General features: G+C 68.2%; 12 protein-coding genes. 9 read left to right on the plus strand and 3 right to left on the minus strand.

What is annotated here, in order from left to right; all coding sequences use genetic code 11:
• Positions 1-18: 18 nt before the first annotated feature.
• Positions 19-1,650, minus strand: a complete 1,632-nt coding sequence (locus tag N7367_RS06655; RefSeq protein ID WP_279942028.1) for a TldD/PmbA family protein — start codon at positions 1,648-1,650, stop codon at positions 19-21.
• Positions 1,651-2,302: 652 nt separating this feature from the next.
• On the opposite strand from N7367_RS06655, the gene N7367_RS06660 reads away from it, so the two are divergent.
• Positions 2,303-2,917 (plus strand): DUF938 domain-containing protein, encoded by a 615-nt coding sequence (locus tag N7367_RS06660; RefSeq protein ID WP_279942029.1) that lies wholly within the window; start codon positions 2,303-2,305, stop codon positions 2,915-2,917.
• 39 nt (positions 2,918-2,956) lie between these two features.
• On the opposite strand, the gene N7367_RS06665 is transcribed toward N7367_RS06660, so the two are convergent.
• A complete protein-coding gene (locus N7367_RS06665) occupies positions 2,957-6,643 on the minus strand; it encodes an indolepyruvate ferredoxin oxidoreductase family protein (protein WP_053519983.1) in 3,687 nt (1,228 codons plus the stop codon).
• A gap of 172 nt (positions 6,644-6,815) precedes the next feature.
• Between N7367_RS06665 and N7367_RS06670 the strand changes: the two genes are divergently transcribed.
• Positions 6,816-7,454, plus strand: coding sequence for a tetratricopeptide repeat protein (locus N7367_RS06670; RefSeq protein ID WP_065182080.1), 639 nt, complete (start codon positions 6,816-6,818; stop codon positions 7,452-7,454).
• Positions 7,455-7,526: 72 nt separating this feature from the next.
• Here the strand turns inward: N7367_RS06670 and N7367_RS06675 are convergent, their stop codons facing one another.
• A complete protein-coding gene (locus N7367_RS06675; RefSeq protein ID WP_065182079.1) occupies positions 7,527-9,011 on the minus strand; it encodes an AAA family ATPase in 1,485 nt (494 codons plus the stop codon).
• 123 nt (positions 9,012-9,134) lie between these two features.
• Between N7367_RS06675 and N7367_RS06680 the strand changes: the two genes are divergently transcribed.
• The 7 genes from N7367_RS06680 to N7367_RS06710 all read left to right on the plus strand — a co-directional run bounded on the left by N7367_RS06680 (position 9,135) and on the right by N7367_RS06710 (position 15,382).
• On the plus strand, positions 9,135-9,764 hold the full coding sequence (locus N7367_RS06680) for a ParA family protein (protein WP_053519980.1): 630 nt from the start codon (positions 9,135-9,137) through the stop codon (positions 9,762-9,764).
• A gap of 51 nt (positions 9,765-9,815) precedes the next feature.
• Complete coding sequence (locus N7367_RS06685) at positions 9,816-10,292, plus strand: histidine phosphatase family protein (protein ID WP_065174130.1); 477 nt, start codon at positions 9,816-9,818, stop codon at positions 10,290-10,292.
• Between the two features lie 4 nt (positions 10,293-10,296).
• Positions 10,297-10,914 (plus strand): YceI family protein, encoded by a 618-nt coding sequence (locus N7367_RS06690; protein WP_164152954.1) that lies wholly within the window; start codon positions 10,297-10,299, stop codon positions 10,912-10,914.
• Entirely contained in the window at positions 10,911-12,983 is a 2,073-nt protein-coding gene (locus N7367_RS06695; RefSeq protein ID WP_065174132.1) for a phospholipase D family protein, read from the plus strand. The genes N7367_RS06690 and N7367_RS06695 overlap by 4 nt, the downstream gene beginning before the upstream one ends.
• Before the next feature lie 10 nt (positions 12,984-12,993).
• Positions 12,994-13,428 carry a hotdog fold thioesterase gene (locus tag N7367_RS06700; protein WP_053519976.1) on the plus strand — a complete coding sequence of 145 codons (435 nt, stop codon included), beginning with the start codon at positions 12,994-12,996 and terminating at the stop codon, positions 13,426-13,428.
• Between the two features lie 120 nt (positions 13,429-13,548).
• Positions 13,549-14,340 (plus strand): lysophospholipid acyltransferase family protein, encoded by a 792-nt coding sequence (locus N7367_RS06705; RefSeq protein WP_053519975.1) that lies wholly within the window; start codon positions 13,549-13,551, stop codon positions 14,338-14,340.
• Between the two features lie 7 nt (positions 14,341-14,347).
• Complete coding sequence (locus tag N7367_RS06710; RefSeq protein WP_279942052.1) at positions 14,348-15,382, plus strand: alpha/beta fold hydrolase; 1,035 nt, start codon at positions 14,348-14,350, stop codon at positions 15,380-15,382.
• Positions 15,383-15,437 lie beyond the last annotated feature (55 nt).

A 15,437-nucleotide genomic window follows, 5' to 3' on the forward strand; every position in this document is an offset into this window, starting at 1 on the left:
CATAAACGATGGGGTGGCTCAAGCGCCGAGACTGCGCGCGGTGTTGATGATGTTGATGCCGTTGAAGCGGGTGGTGGACGAACCGTGCGACACCGCCGAGACCTGGCCCGGCTGGCCCTTGCCGTCGAAGAACGAGCCGCCAAGGCGGAAGTCGCGTTCGTCGCAGATGGCTGTACAGGCGTTCCAGAACTCCGGCGTGCGGATCTGGTAGGCCGCGTCCTCGACCATGCCGGCGATCTTTCCGTCCTTGATCTGGTAGTACAGCTGGCCGCCGAACTGCGCGTTGTAGCGCTGCTGGTCGATGGAATAGGAACCACGGCCGTGGATGTAGATGCCGTTCTCCACGTCCTTGATCATGTCCTCCACGCTCAGTGGCTGCTTGCCCGGCGCCAGTGAGACATTGGCCATGCGCTGGAACTGCACGCTGGACCAGGAATCGGCGTAGCTGCAGCCATGCGACGCATTGCGGCCGAGGATGTGTGCCTCATCGCGCGTGGCCTGGTAATCGACCAGGATGCCGTCGCGGACCAGGTCCCAGCGCAGCGTCTTGACGCCCTCGTCGTCATAGCCGACGGCACCGAGGCTGCCCGGTTGGGTCTTGTCGGCAAAGAAGTTGACGATGTCGCTGCCCCAGCGGAAGCCAGCATCGCGCTTGTCCAGGGTGGCGAAGCTGGTGCCGGCGTAGTTGGCCTCGTAGCCCAGCACGCGGTCCAGCTCCAACGGATGGCCGACGTTCTCGTGGATGGTCAGGAACAGGTTGGAGGGATCCAGTACCAGATCGTACTTGCCGGGCTTCACCGACGGCGCCTTCAGCTTCTCGCGCGCATGCCGCGCCGCTGCGATCGCATCTTCAACCGGATCGTAGGAGTCGCGGTAGGCGGTGATGCCGCCGGGCAGCTGCACCTTGCCGCGCGCGTCGCCATCGAGGAACTCGTAGCCCATGCCCATCGGCGAGGACAGACCGGCGCGGGTGCGGAACTTGCCGGTGGCCTTGTCGATGGCGGTGGCCGTGAAGGGCAGCCAGATGCGATGGATGTCCTGATCGATGAACGAGCCGTCGCTGGAGGCGAAGTACTTCTGTTCGTTGACCAGGAACAGGGTGGAATTGATGTAGTCGGCACCGGCGTTCATCGCCGCCGCATTCAGGCTCAGCAGCAGGTCGACCTTGTCCTGGATCGGCACCGCCATCGCGTTCTTGCGGATCGGGGTCTTCCAGCTCACATCGCCGACGCCGGTGACCGGTGCCAGCTGCACCGGCCGGCTCTGCAGGGGGGCGTTGGCGCGTGCGATGGCGGCGGCCTGCCCGACGGCGGCCAGGACCGCGGCGGGGGTCTGCTCGCGGGTGGCGGCGAAGCCCCATGCACCGTTGACGATGACCCGGATGCCGATGCCGGACGACTCGCTGTTGGTGACGTTCTGCACCCGCGCTTCGCGGGTGATCACGGCCTGGTTGAGGTAGCGGCCGATGCGCACATCGCAGTAGGTCGCCCCGGCCCGCTTGGCAGCGGCCAGCGCGGCCTCGGCCAGCACCTTCCTGCGGGCCATGTCGCCCGGTTCGAGCAGCTGCTCGGCGGCGATCAACCGCGCGTGCGGCAGCAGCAGGCCGGCCATGCCCAGACCGGATAAAGCCAGGAACTCACGTCGTTGCACAGCGCTCTCTCTCACTCGCGTGCGGCCGGCAACGGGCCAAGCCGATCACGTCAACTGCTCGACTTTCGCCAGCGGAGGGCAATCAGCACAAGTGACTGCAGTCATGGGTGGGGCGCGGCAGGGCTTGCAGCCCTGCACCTGCTGGAATCAACGTCAACGTCAAAAGCGGACTATCCGTGGGATGGCGGGGTGGGTCCGGTTGCGGGGGACGGCGTGAATACGTCCCTGTAGCCTCGGTCGCGCCATCCATGGCGCTCACGCCCCCGCAACCGGACCCACCCCGCCTTCGACAGTTGGCCGGCGGCCAGCAGATCCACGCCATGCGTGGATGAAAGCTGTTGGATATCGAATCAAATTCCGGGGTCAGATCCGCTCTCCTGCGGAAAACGGATCTGACCCCAAGAGTATTTCCGACAGATCGCGGCCAACTGTCGAAGGCGGGGCGCTGTGGGTTTGCGGGGTGTGAGCCGCATGGATGCGGCGACCAAGCCCCCATGGATGGGTTTACGGCGCCCCCGCAAACCCACAGTGCCCCGCCCTCCCACGGAATGCCGCGTTTGACGTTGATGTTGCTTCGGTGGGTGCAGGGCGCAGCCCTGCCGGACACCCTCCCTCGTGCACAATGGCCCGACCCCGTCCGGATGCCATCCCGATGTCGAGCAAGCCGTATTCAGAAGCCTGCGAACGCAACCGCGAACCGATCGCTGCCGCGCTCGATCCGTGGATGGGCGACCGCCACCGGGTACTGGAGATCGGCAGCGGCACCGGCCAGCACGCCGTGTTCTTCGCCGAACGCTGGCCCTGGCTGCGCTGGCAGCCCAGTGATCACCCGGACCATCTGCCGGGTATCGAGGCGTGGCGCGCCGAGGCGGCACTGCTGAACCTGCTGCCGCCGGTGGCGCTGCAGGTGGAACTGGCACCGGCAGCAGGGCTGTCGCTGCCGGTGGGCAGCCTGTTCGACGCCGCATTCAGTGCCAATACGCTGCACATCATGAGCTGGGAGCACGTGCAGGCGCTGTTTGCTGCGTTGCCGTCGGTGCTGCGACACGGCGCACTGCTGGCGGTGTATGGCCCCTTCAACTATGGCGGCCGCTACACCAGTGACAGCAATGCGCAGTTCGATGCCTGGCTGAAGGCGCGGGATCCGCGCAGCGGCATCCGCGACGCGGAGGCCGTGCAGGCGCTGGCCGCGGAAAGCGGCTTCACCCGCCTGCGCGATGTGGCGATGCCGGCCAACAACCGCCTGTTGGTGTGGCGGTTGGGCTAGGCAACCGCCACAGCTCACAGTGGCCGGCGCTGCTCCGGCTTACGCCACCTGCACGATATGCAGCGCCTTCGGGTTGCGCCACTGCGCCAGCAGCGCAGCTTCCCGCGCCTTGGCGCTCTCCACATGCGCTTCCTTGACGTGGCCGAAGCCGCGGATGTGCTCGGGGATGCTGGCGATCTCCACGGCCAACGCCAGGCGACCGTCATCCAGCCCGTCCAGCAGCAGCTGCACGGTGGCTTCGTAGTCGCCGATCAGCTTGCGCTCCATGCGGCGCTCGGCAGTGCGGCCGAACACATCGAAGGCACCGCCCCGCAGGAACTTCAGCTTCGCCAGCAGGCCGAACGCCTTGAACATCCACGGGCCGTACTCCTTTTTCTGCAGCCGGCCCTGTTCATCCTTCTTCGCGAACAGCGGCGGTGCCAGATGGAAGCGCAGCTGGTAGTCACCTTCGAACTGCTGCTGCAGCCGGCGCTGGAAATCGCCGCTGGTGTACAGGCGGGCGACTTCGTATTCGTCCTTGTAGGCCATCAGCTTGAACAGATAGCGGGCCACGGTCTCGGTCAGCGCGGTCGAGCCGCCGATGCGCTCGCGTTCGGCGGCGCGCACGCGTTCGACCACGCTGCGGTAGCGATCGGCGTAGGCGGCGTCCTGGTAGTCGACCAGGAACGCGGCGCGGCGTTCGATCATTTCATCCAGCGAGCGCGACAGGCGCGCGTCGTCCAGCGGCAGGAAGGCAACCTCGCCGCCATGCGAGGGCAGGCCACGCAGTTCGCGTTCGTCGCCAGTGTTGCGTGGCGCAGCGGTGGCACCCCACTCGTTGCCTTCCCACTCGCCCGGTGGCAGGGGATGCAGCGGGCCGGGCGTGGATTCGGTATCGGTATGGCGGTTGCGCACCAGGCCGGCGGCCTCCTGCACGGCCTGCGGATCGATCGCCGCCAGCCGGCCCCAGGCGAAGGCCTGCTGGTTCATCGCCACCGCCGCGCCGTTGAGCTCGATGGCACGCATCAGCGATTCGAACGACAGCGGCACCAGGCCCTGCTGCCAGGCGTAGCCGAGGATGAACAGGTTCGCGGCGATCGCATCGCCCAGCAGCGCCGTGGCCAGCTGGGTGGCATCGAGCAGCAGCGGCTCATCGCCGCCCAGCGCCACGCGCACGCCGGCGATGATGTCGGCCGCCGGGAACTGCATGTCGGGACGGGTGGTGAACGTGCCCGGCATCGCTTCGTAGGTGTTGAGCACGACCTGCGAGCGGCCTGCGCGCACCTTCGACAGTGCCCAGTAATCGTTGACCACCACCATGTCGCAGCCCAGTACGAGGTCGGCCTCACCGGCGGCGATGCGCACGGCGTGGATGTCCTCCGGCCGGCGTGCGATGCGGATGTGGGTGGTCACCGCGCCGCCCTTCTGCGCCAGGCCGGTCTGGTCGAGCACCGTGGCGCCCTTGCCCTCCAGGTGGCCGGCCATGCCCAGCAACGCGCCGATGGTGACCACGCCGGTACCGCCCACGCCGGTGATGAGGATGTTCCAGGGCTGCTCCAGGCTGCCGCGCACCGTCGGCGCCGGCAGGTTGTCCAGCAGGGACGATGCATCGCGCCGGCTGCCCTTTCGCGGCTTCCCGCCGTGCACCGTGACGAAACTCGGGCAGAAGCCATTCACGCACGAGTAGTCCTTGTTGCAGTTGGACTGGTCGATCTCGCGCTTGCGTCCGAACTCGGTTTCCTTCGGCAGCACCGAGACGCAGAAGCTCTTCTTGCCACAGTCGCCGCAGCCCTCGCAGACCAGCGAGTTGATCATCACGCGCTTGGCCGGATCTTCCAGCTTGCCGCGCTTGCGGCGCCGCCGCTTCTCGGTGGCGCAGGTCTGTTCGTAGATCAGGATCGAGACCCCCTTCACCTCGCGCAGGCGCTTCTGCACCTCGTCCAGCGCGCTGCGGTCGTGGAACTCGACGTCACTGGGGAAATGCTCGCGCTGGCGTGTCCACTTGGCGATGTCGTCGGACAGCACCACGATGGTGTGGATGCCTTCGGCGCGCATCTGCCGGGCGATATCCGGCACGCTGAGCGGGCCATCCACCGGCTGGCCACCGGTCATCGCCACCGCATCGTTGTAGAGGATCTTGTAGGTGATGTTGACGCCGGCCGCGATCGCCTGGCGGATCGCCAGCGAGCCGCTGTGGAAATAGGTGCCGTCGCCCAGATTCTGGAACACGTGTGGGGTATCGGTGAACGGCGCCTGCCCTGCCCAGGTCACGCCTTCGCCACCCATGTGGGTGAACGTGTCGGTGCTGCGGTCCATCCAGGTCACCATGTAATGGCAACCGATGCCGGCCAACGCACGTGAACCGTCCGGCACCGTGGTGGAGGTGTTGTGCGGGCAGCCCGAGCAGTAGTGCGGTACGCGCGGGAAGCTGGCGCGCGGCAACGCGAGCTCGGCCTCCTTCTGCTGCATCCACTGCAGGCGCTGTTCGATCGACTCGTTGTTGAAGAACCGCTGGATGCGCCGGCCGATCACGCCGGCGATGGTGGCCGGGGTCAGCTCGCCGGTGGACGGCAGGATCCATTCACCGGCTTCGTCGTACTTGCCGACGATGGACGGGCGCGGGCCCCAGCTGGCCGGCCAGTTGAAGAACTGCTCCTTCATCTGCCGCTCGATGAAGGCGCGCTTCTCCTCCACCACGATGATGTCGTCCAGGCCCTGCGCGAAGCGGGCGATGCCTTCCGGCTCCAGCGGCCAGGTCATGCCGACCTTGTAGACGCGGATGCCGATGTCGGCGCAGGCGGCCTCGTCCAGGCCCAGGTACTCCAGTGCCTGCAGCACATCCAGGTAGCTCTTGCCGGTGGTGACGATGCCCAGCCGTGCACGCGGCGCGTCCATCACCACCCGGTCGATGCCGTTGGCGCGGGCGAAGGCCTGCGCGGCCTTCACGGCATAGCGGTGCAGGCGCATCTCCTGGTCCAGCGGCGGGTCCGGCCAACGGATGTTGAGGCCGCCGGCCGGCATCGGGAAGTCGTCCGGCAGCACGATGCGACGCGCCAGCGGATCCACGTCGACCGATGCCGACGATTCCACCGTCTCGGCGATGGTCTTGAAGCCGACCCAGCGCCCGGTATACCGGCTCATCGCCCAGCCGAGCAGGCCCATGTCGAGAATGTCCTGCACGCCCGCCGGATTCAGCACCGGCATCATCGCGCTGACGAATTCGTCCTCGCTGCCGTGCGGCAGGGTGGAACTGCGGCAGGCATGGTCATCGGCCGCCAGCGCCAGCACGCCGCCATGACGGGACGTGCCTGCCGCATTGGCGTGCTTGAAGACGTCGCCGCAGCGGTCCACGCCCGGGCCCTTGCCGTACCACATGCCGAACACGCCCTGCACGTTGGCGCCGGGGAACAGGTTGGTCTGCTGGGTGCCCCAGACCATGGTGGCGCCCAGGTCCTCGTTCAGGCCGGGGGTGAACTTCACCCGCGCGGCCTCCAGGTGCGTGCGGGCGCGCCACAGCTCCAGATCGAAGCCGCCCAGGGGGCTGCCGCGATAGCCGCTGATGAACCCCGCGCTGTCGATGCCTTCGGCGGCATCCCGCAGCCGCTGCATCAGCGGCAGCCGCACCAGCGCCTGCACCCCGCTCAGGTAGATCCGTCCCTCGTTGCGGGTGTACTTGTGATCGAGCGTGTAATCACGGTCGATCAGGTCGGCGGAAGAGGGCGAGGTGAGTTGCGCGGTACTGGTCATGGCTGGCCCGGTCAGGATCGGCTGGCACCGGCCGCGTGCAGGCACGCGACGGGGAAGGCGCGAATTGTAGCAGTGAGGCCGCGCAGGCCCCGGCACTCGCGCCGGCGGCCATGCTGCGGTTAGGATCGGGAGGAGAGAGAGGGGCTGCGGTCGCAGCCCGGGGGAAGAAGGAATGTCAGTGGCAGTAAAGATCCTGACCGGCATCCTGCTGGTCTCGGGGGCGGCCTCCGCGTGGGCGGCGCCGGTATTGCCGGCGCCACAGGAGTTCTATTTCGACAACGATGCCGCGGCTGCGCCGATGGTGGTCGTGCAGCAGTCGCAGGGCGATGCTCTGGTGGCGCAGCTGCTCAAGCAGCGCGAGCGTGGCCGGCGCGTGGTGGAAGCGACCGTGCAGCTGGCCTCGGTGGCGATCGCGCAGGGCCGTACCGAACTTGGCGAGCAGCTGTACCGCGAAGCATTGAAGGATGCCCCGGTGCAGAGCAGCGTCGGTCGCGGCGTACGCTGGAACTATGGTTGGGACCTGCTGCGGCAGGGGCAGCCGGAGGCCGCGCTGGAGCAGTGGCAGGCCGCCGCCGGCAGTACGCTCAGCAAGCCGAGCTGGTTGCCGCCAAGCTACGCGTTGGCACTGTGGCGCCTGGGGCAGAAGGAGCAGGCCGTGCAGTGGTACGCCGCTGCCGTGCGCACCGAACCGTCGCAGTGGAGCGACAGCAGCCGCTACGCGCAGCTGCTGCCGCAGTGGCGCGAGGACGAGCGCGCGTCGCTGGCCGAAGTACAGCAGGCCTGGGCTGCCGCGCCGCCGGCCTGGCCCTGAGGGCAGGCGTGGTGCCGGGGTGCACCCGGCACCTGCAGAGGGCAACAGCCTGCGGCGCGGGTGGCAGACCGCTCAGTCGTCCGCAGACACCGTGCGACCGGACGCCCACTCGCGCAACGCCGCCACCTGCTCGGCCATCAGCACCGACAAGGGCCGTGTCGCTCGGATCTCGCCCATCAGCGTTTCGGTATCCAGCGGCCTGTTCTCGGCATGGGCCGCATACAGCCCGGCCACGATGGCCTGCTCGATCTCCGCACCGGAGAACCCGTTGGACGCTGCGGCAAGCGCCGGCAGCGCGAAGTCGTCTGCAGTGAGCTGGCGTCGCCCCAGGTGCAGGCGCAGCAGTTCCACCCGCACCTCGGGCGAGGGCAGGTCGACGAAGAAGATCTCGTCGAAGCGTCCCTTGCGCAGCAGCTCCGCGGGCAGCTCATGCACCTGGTTGGCGGTAGCGACGATGAACACCGGCGCCTTGCGTTCGGCCATCCAGGTCAGCAGGTAGCCAAGCACGCGGCGCGATACCCCACCGTCGTCGCCACCACTGGCCAGGCCCTTCTCGATCTCGTCCATCCACAGCACGCAGGGCGCCAGCTGCTCGGCCGAGGCCAGGGCCTGGCGCAGGTTGGACTCGGTCTCGCCGTGGTACTTGTTGTACAGCGCGCCCACGTCCAGGCGCAGCAGCGGTACGCCGAACCCGGCGGCGGTGGCCTTGGCCAGCATCGACTTGCCGCAGCCCTGCACGCCCAGCAACAGCATGCCGCGCGGTGGATCCAGCCCTGCCGGTGCCGAGCCGGCGATGAACGCGACACGGCGCTGGTTGATCCAGCGCTTGAGCCGGTTGGCGCCGGCCACGTCGCCGAAGCGCGCGCTGTCATGCTCGAAGAACAGGTGGCCGCTGCGGTTGAGCAGCTCGAACTTCAGCCGCGCCAGCTGCGGCAGGTCGTCGTCGCGCAGCGCACCGTCGGCGTAGATGAGCTGCCGGGCGATGCGCCGGGCGTCGACCAGGCTCAGGCCCTGCAGGTTCTTCAGGATCTTCTTCACCGCCTCGCTGTCGACCTCCACGCGGCGGCCACCGTGCTCGCGTGCATAGGCATCGGCCTCTTCGCGCAGCATCTTCAGCAGCGCATTGGCGTCGGGCAGGCGCGGGTTGAAGCGCACCGCCAGAGCTTCCAGCTCGGCCGGCAGCTCGACCTTGGCGCCGATCAGCACCAGCACATGGGGTTCGCTGTGGCGGCGCTGGATCAGGTCGCGCAACGCGCGCTGGTGGCTGGCATAGCCCAGATAGGGATGGAAATCGAGCAGCAGGTACACCCCGCGCTGGTCGGCCTGGCGGATCATCTGCAGCGCCGCGCTGGCATCGGGCGGTCCGACCGGCGCATCCTCGCTGTCCAGATCGATGCGGCGCAGGCCCTCGGTGATCGACCAGCGGTGCAGGGCCCGCCATACATGCATCAGTGTCTGCCGGAACAACTCGACGATGCGGCCCTCGTCCTGGGTCTCCACCACGATCAGGGGGGTGTTGGCGCGGATCAGCGCGCTCAGGTCCTGCAGTTCGCTCATGCGGGTTCGATCCTTCGGGGGCGTCACCATAGCAAAGCCGATGCCGACAGGTTCAGCGCGGCTCTACCTCCCGTCACCATCGCCGGTGTACGCTCGGGGCACGTACCCGGAAGCGAGGCTGGCATGAAGACGATCCTGGTGGCCGGTTCCAAGGGCGGGGTGGGCAAGACCACCGTCGCCACCCACCTGGCCGCGTACGCGGCATTGCAGGGCAAGGCCACGGTGATCGCCGATGCCGACCCGCAGGGCTCCAGCACCCGCTGGGCACAGCGCCGCGCCGGCCTGGAAAGCGCGGTGCTGCCGATCGACGTGTACCGGAAGAAGCAATGGGCCCAGAAGCTGCCCGATGGCACCGAGACCGTCATCATCGATGCGCCTGCCGGCGCGTTGGCCGACGATATCCCCCATTTCCTTGATGCCGCCGATGCGGTGGTGGTGCCGGTGCTGCCCTCGGCGCTGGACATCGAAGCCATCGTCGGCTTCCTCAACAGCCTGGCCCAGGTGCCGCGCGTGCACAGCCGCAAGCTGCCGGTGGGGCTGGTGCTCAACCGCACCAAGCCCTGGACCCAGACCTCGCAGCAGGCGCTGCAGATGCTGGCCGAATGGCCGTACCCGGTGGTCGCACAGCTGCGCGACAGCCAGAGCTACGTGGTCATGACCGGCCTGGGCCGCAGCCTGTTCGACTATCGCTCCGCCCAGGTGCGCGAGCACCAGGCCGACTGGGAACCTCTGCTGTCCTGGCTGAAGCTGTGACCGTTCACGCCTGGGCCCTTGCTCCACTCCCCGATTCCATGGATATCCGCGATGCGTGAACTGATCCTGCTGCGCCATGCCCACGCCGAACCGGCCACCCCGGGCCAGGCCGACCTCGACCGGCCCCTGTCGCCGGTCGGGCTTGCCGAAGCCGAAGCCGCCGGCCGCTGGCTGAAGGAGAACAAGCTGCTGCCGGATTGCGTGCTGTGCTCGCCTGCGCGGCGGACCCGCGAAACCCTGGAAGCGGTGATGGCGGCCATCGGCTATGTCGAAAAGCGCCTGGAAGACCGCATCTACGAAGCCACCCCGGGCACCCTGGCGGCACTGGTGGATGAACGCCGCGATCTCGACCGCGTGCTGGTCGTGGGCCACAACCCCGGCCTGGAACGGCTGGTGGCCCTGATGACTGAAGGCAGCAGCAGCGATTACCGCGGCATGCCGCCGGCCGGCATCGCGGTGCTCGGCTTCCCGCGCGAAGCGGCGATCGAGCCGGGCGTGGCCAGCCTGAACGCCTTCTGGTGGCCGTGAGCCGATGAGCCTGCGGTGGCCCGGCCGCTGCCTGTTGCCCCTGCTGCTGGCACTCGCCCCGGCCTGGGCGGGCGTGCCCCAGCCAACCACGTTGCCTCCGGTGCGCGCCGATGGCCCCCGCGTGCTGCTGCTCGACAGCCAGCATTCGCGCATCGGCTTCGAAGTACGCACCCGCTTCGGGCAGCGCATCGAGGGGGTGTTCCCGCAGTTCGAGGGGCGCATCGAGGTGCTCTCCGACGGCCGCCACCAGGTGCACCTGAAGATGTTCACCCGTTCGGTGGAGATTCCCGGCAAGGCCCGCTACACCGGCTGGATGCGGGGCGAGGAGTTCTTCGACGCCGGGCGGCACCCCATGGTGGAGTTCGATTCGCTGCCCTACTGGCCCGACACGGTGGCCGAAGGCGGCGACATCGAAGGCCGTCTGACCCTGCGCGGGGTCAGCCATCCTGAATCGCTGCGGGTCGAGAAGGCGCAGTGCGCCCGACCCGGCTATGATTGCGACGTCGTCAGCCGCGGTACCGTGCAACGAGGCCGGTATGGCATGGACAGCTGGCAGCTTGCCTTGAGTGACCGAGTGACCTTCGTATTGCGAGCGCGCCTGAGCGAGGCGCCGAAACCGTGAATCTGCTGCTGCGGGTGCTGGCGCTGGCAACGGTGTTGCTTGGCAGTGGCTGTGCGTCGCTGTCGCACGCCGAGCGCGACCGTGCCGAAGCGATTGCCGTGCAGGCGCGTTCCACCGAGGTCGACTGCCAGCGTGCCGACCGCTGCGCGCAGGAGTCGCCGCTGCGTGCGCTCGCCGGCCGCGCATTCAGCGAGTCCACCGAAACCCGTCCCCGTCATTACGCCACCCTGCTGGACGAGGGGGAGGGCGCACTGGTCGCGCGCCTGAACCTGTTGCGCAGTGCCACCCGCAGCATCGATCTGCAGACCTATATCTTCGACAAGGACGACAGTGCCCGGCTGGTCATCGATGAACTGCTCGCCGCCTCGAAGCGGGGAGTGAAGGTGCGGCTGCTGATCGACCAGCTCTCGGCCATCTCCGACCTGCAGATTCTCGGCGCCCTGTCCGGCGCCCACGAGAACTTCCAGCTGCGGGTGTACAACCCCACCTTCGGCAAGGCGCGGCTGAACTACTTCGACTATGCCGGCAGCGTGCTGTGCTGTTTCCGCCGCTTCAACCAGCGCATGCACAACAAGCTGCTGGTGATTGATGACGCAATCGGCGTGGTTGGCGGCCGCAACTACCAGGACGACTATTACGACTGGGACCGCGAGTACAACTTCCGCGATCGCGACGTATTGATCGCCGGCCCGGAAGTGCGCGAGATGGCGGCCAACTTCGATGCGTTCTGGCGCGCCCGCCGCAGCGTGCCGGCCGAACGCCTGAACGACGTCGGACGCACGCTGCTGCGCGAGGGCGTGCCGGCCCTGCCGCCCGCCACCTTCCGCCGTCCCGAGCGGGTGCAGCGGGTCAGCGCGGAGGCCAACGACATGGACTTCGTCACCCGCTCCTTCGTCGACACCGCGTTGCCGGTGGCGTCGGTGCGCTACGTCGCCGACCTGCCGCGAAAGCATCGGCGCGAAAAGGTCGATGCGCCGCTGGCCAGCCAGCACGTCACCGAGCCACAGCTCGACGCACTGATCGCCAGCGCGCAGCACGAAGTGATCCTGCAGACGCCGTACCTGGTGCTGTCCAAACCCGCGCAGACATTGTTCCGCGATCTGCGCAAGCGTCCGCAGCCGCCGCGCGTGCTGGTGTCCACCAACAGCCTGGCGGCCACCGACAACCCGATCGTCTACGCGCTGTCGTACAAGTACAAGCGGCGCAACATGCGTGAGCTGGGCTTCAACATCTTCGAATACAAGCCGTTCCCGCTCGATGCGCCGGTCGACTACCGCAACCTGCTGCCGGACCCGATCGAGGCGCCGCCGGGCCAGGACAGTGGCGGACGCAATCCGCTGATCGGCGGCAGCGCTGCCGGCAGCAATGCCCGCAGCGGCGGCACGTCCACCGCCACCGACGCCACCGCCACCACGAGTGGCGCCGACGAAGCGCCGGCGGTTTTCCGCCCCCGCACCGGCAGCGCCTACGAGAATGCGCGGGCGCGCCGCCGCGCCGCCGGCAGTGAAGTGGAAACGCGTCTGCTGCGCACCGAGACGCGGCCCTCGTTCCTGGGCAGCAAGGCGGTCAACAAGCCGCTGCCTGTGACCCGCAAGGGTGCGCGCATGGGGTTGCACGCGAAGTCGCTGGTCGTCGACCGCCGCATCGGCGTGGTCGGCACCCACAACTTCGATCCGCGCAGCGAGAACTACAACACCGAAGGAGCGGTGATCATCGACGATCCGGTGTTCGCCGAGCAGCTGGCGCAGAGCATCCTGCGCGACATCCACCCGCAGAACTCCTGGACGGTCGCGCCACGCGCCAAGCCGCCGGTGCTGTCCGGGCTCAACTACAGCGTCGGCAAGGCCTCTGAGGCGCTGCCGATCCTCGATTTCTGGCCGTGGCGCTACGCCACCGACTACGAGTTCAAGCCGGGTCCGGACTGCCCGCAGCCGCTGCCCCGGCAGAGCCCGGACTTCCACCAGTGCTACGTCGCCGTGGGTGACTTCCCCGAAGTCAACGTCGGACCGAAGTGGTTGCTGGTACGCATGCTGACCGCATTCGGCGCCGGCCTCGTCCCCATCCTCTGAAGGTGCCCGCATGACCCAGGTGTTCCGCGAAGCCGTATCCCTCGAGCAGCTCAACGCGCTCAGCCGCAACACGGCCATCGCGTCGCTGGGCATCGTCTTCAGCGCTGCCGGTGAAGACTGGCTGCAGGCCACCATGCCGGTGGACGAGCGCACCCGCCAGCCCTACGGCATCCTGCACGGCGGCGCATCGGTGGTGCTGGCCGAGACCCTGGGCAGCAGCGCGGGCAATCTGTGCGTGGAGGCCGGCAAGCAGATCTGCGTGGGCCTGGAAATCAATGCCAACCACGTGCGCGCGGTGCGTTCGGGCACCGTCACCGGTACCGCACGCGCGCTGCACGTGGGTCGCAGCACGCAGCTGTGGGAGATCCGCATCGAGGACGAGCAGGGCCGGCTGGTGTGCATCTCGCGGCTGACCCTGGCCGTGGTGGCTGCCGGCCACGGCTGAGCCCCTGGCCAGGCCCGCGACAGCGGCGGAACCCAGCGTTCCCCGCCGATTGCCCCGATCAAGCGGATTTATGGCCTGAACCAGCTGGCAGCGATGGCAGCCCTCCGGTATCGTGCGCGGATGACTTCCCCCACTCCGGCCCCCCGCGGCGGCGTGGCGCGTGTGTGCCGTTACCTGTACCGCGTACCGCTGCTGTTGGTCCACATCCTCGTGTTCCTGCCGCTCACCCTGCTGGGCATGCTCGCGCCGTGGGCGAACCTGCGCGTGGGCCAGGACCGTCTCGGTGCCAAAGTGGTGAACGCGTGGCAGGGCGGCCTGATGTGGATCTTCGGTTTCCGCCTGGTGCGCTTCGGCCAGCCGCTGCCCGGCGCGGTGCTGTTCGTCGCCAACCACGTCAGCTGGGTCGACATCAGCATCCTGCACAGCCAGCGCATGATGGGCTTCGTCGCCAAGCGCGAGATCGCCGGCTGGCCGGTGGTCGGCTGGCTGGCCGCGCGCGGCCAGACCATCTTCCACCAGCGTGGCAACACCGAGTCGCTCGGTGGGGTGATGCAGGTGATGGCCGATCGCCTGCGTGAAGGCAAGGCCGTGGGCGTGTTCCCGGAGGGGCGCACCCGCGGGGGCCACGAAGTGGGCCCGTTCCACGCCCGGATCTTCCAGGCGGCAGTCGAGACCGGTGTGCCGGTGCAGCCGGTGGCGCTGGTGTACGGAACGAAGGGCGACGCGCAGACGATCGTGGCCTTCGGCCCGGGCGAGAGTTTCTTCGCCAATTTCCTGCGCCTGCTCGGTGAGCCGGCGCGACGTGCGGAAGTGCACTTCCTGGCACCGATCGGTGCCCAGGACCTGGAAGGCCGTCGGCGCATCGCGGAAACCTCGCGCGCGCGCATCGTGGCGGCCATGAGCGGGGAGTGAGGCCGTGGTGGCCCTGGTCCCGCCACCGCCTGTCGACGCATCCGCGTCGATGCTGACTGCGGCCGATTACCAGCCGCCGCGCTGGCTGCGCAATCCCCACCTGCAGTCGATGCTCAGTTCCAGCCGCATGCGCCTGCAGCGCGGCCTGCTGCTGCTGGCCGCCACCGGCGCAGTCAGCGAGGAAATGATCCTCGATGGTGGCGAGGGCGTGCGCCTGCAGGGCTGGCACAGCCACGTCGAGGGGCGCGAGCCGCGTGGCATCGCACTGCTGCTGCATGGCTGGGAAGGCAGCGCCGAGTCCAGCTACATGCGCATGGCCGCCGCGCGCATGCTCGAGCAGGGCTTCGACGTGGTGCGGCTGAACTTCCGTGACCATGGCAACACCCATCACCTCAACCCCGGCATCTTCCATTCCAACCTGATCGACGAAGTGGTGCATGCCGCGGGCGACGTCGCCCAGCGCTGGCCGCACCTGCCGCTGGTCGCCGCTGGCTACTCGCTGGGAGGCAACTTCGTGCTGCGCCTGGCCCTGCGTGCGCCGGCAGCCGGCGTGCCGCTGCTGCGGGTGGCCTCGGTGTGCCCGGTGCTGGACCCGGCGTTGACCATGGAGAGCATCGAGAACGGCCCGGCGATGTACGACTGGTATTTCCGCCGCAAGTGGACCGTCTCGCTGCGCCGCAAGCGCGACCTGTTCCCCGAGTTGAGTGACTGCGACGATCGCGTGCTGAAGCTGGACATCCGCGCGCTGACCACATGGCTGGTCGAGCGCCATACCACCTTCGGTTCGCTGCAGGCGTATTTCGACGGCTACTCGATTGCCGGTGATCGCCTGTCCGGGCTGCAGGTGCCGGCCGACATCCTGATGGCACAGGATGATCCGGTGATCCCGTATTCCACATTCCGCGACTGGCAGCTGCCACGCCAGGCGCATCTGGAAACGGCGTGCTGGGGCGGTCACTGCGGTTTCCTGGAAAACTGGCGTGGTGACGGCTTCTCCGAGCGCTGGGTGGCGCAGCGCCTGCGGCGGGTTCTGCAGGCCTGAACCGGGACCGGCGCGCAGGCCGCTACAATGCGGGTTTGCCCTTGAACCGGACCGC

The sequence above is a fragment of the Stenotrophomonas sp. GD04145 genome, assembly GCF_029835135.1.
In the GTDB taxonomy this organism is placed as follows: Bacteria; Pseudomonadota; Gammaproteobacteria; order Xanthomonadales; family Xanthomonadaceae; genus Stenotrophomonas; species Stenotrophomonas maltophilia_P.

What these genes read in the sequence shown, in the direction of transcription:
- N7367_RS06660 (WP_279942029.1), top strand. Translation starts at nt 2,303, where the DNA reads ATGTCGAGCAAGCCGTATTCAGAAGCCTGCGAACGCAACCGCGAACCG.
- N7367_RS06665 (WP_053519983.1), bottom strand. Translation starts at nt 6,643, where the DNA reads ATGACCAGTACCGCGCAACTCACCTCGCCCTCTTCCGCCGACCTGATC.
- N7367_RS06670 (WP_065182080.1), top strand. Translation starts at nt 6,816, where the DNA reads ATGTCAGTGGCAGTAAAGATCCTGACCGGCATCCTGCTGGTCTCGGGG.
- N7367_RS06675 (WP_065182079.1), bottom strand. Translation starts at nt 9,011, where the DNA reads ATGAGCGAACTGCAGGACCTGAGCGCGCTGATCCGCGCCAACACCCCC.
- N7367_RS06680 (WP_053519980.1), top strand. Translation starts at nt 9,135, where the DNA reads ATGAAGACGATCCTGGTGGCCGGTTCCAAGGGCGGGGTGGGCAAGACC.
- N7367_RS06685 (WP_065174130.1), top strand. Translation starts at nt 9,816, where the DNA reads ATGCGTGAACTGATCCTGCTGCGCCATGCCCACGCCGAACCGGCCACC.
- N7367_RS06690 (WP_164152954.1), top strand. Translation starts at nt 10,297, where the DNA reads ATGAGCCTGCGGTGGCCCGGCCGCTGCCTGTTGCCCCTGCTGCTGGCA.
- N7367_RS06700 (WP_053519976.1), top strand. Translation starts at nt 12,994, where the DNA reads ATGACCCAGGTGTTCCGCGAAGCCGTATCCCTCGAGCAGCTCAACGCG.
- N7367_RS06705 (WP_053519975.1), top strand. Translation starts at nt 13,549, where the DNA reads ATGACTTCCCCCACTCCGGCCCCCCGCGGCGGCGTGGCGCGTGTGTGC.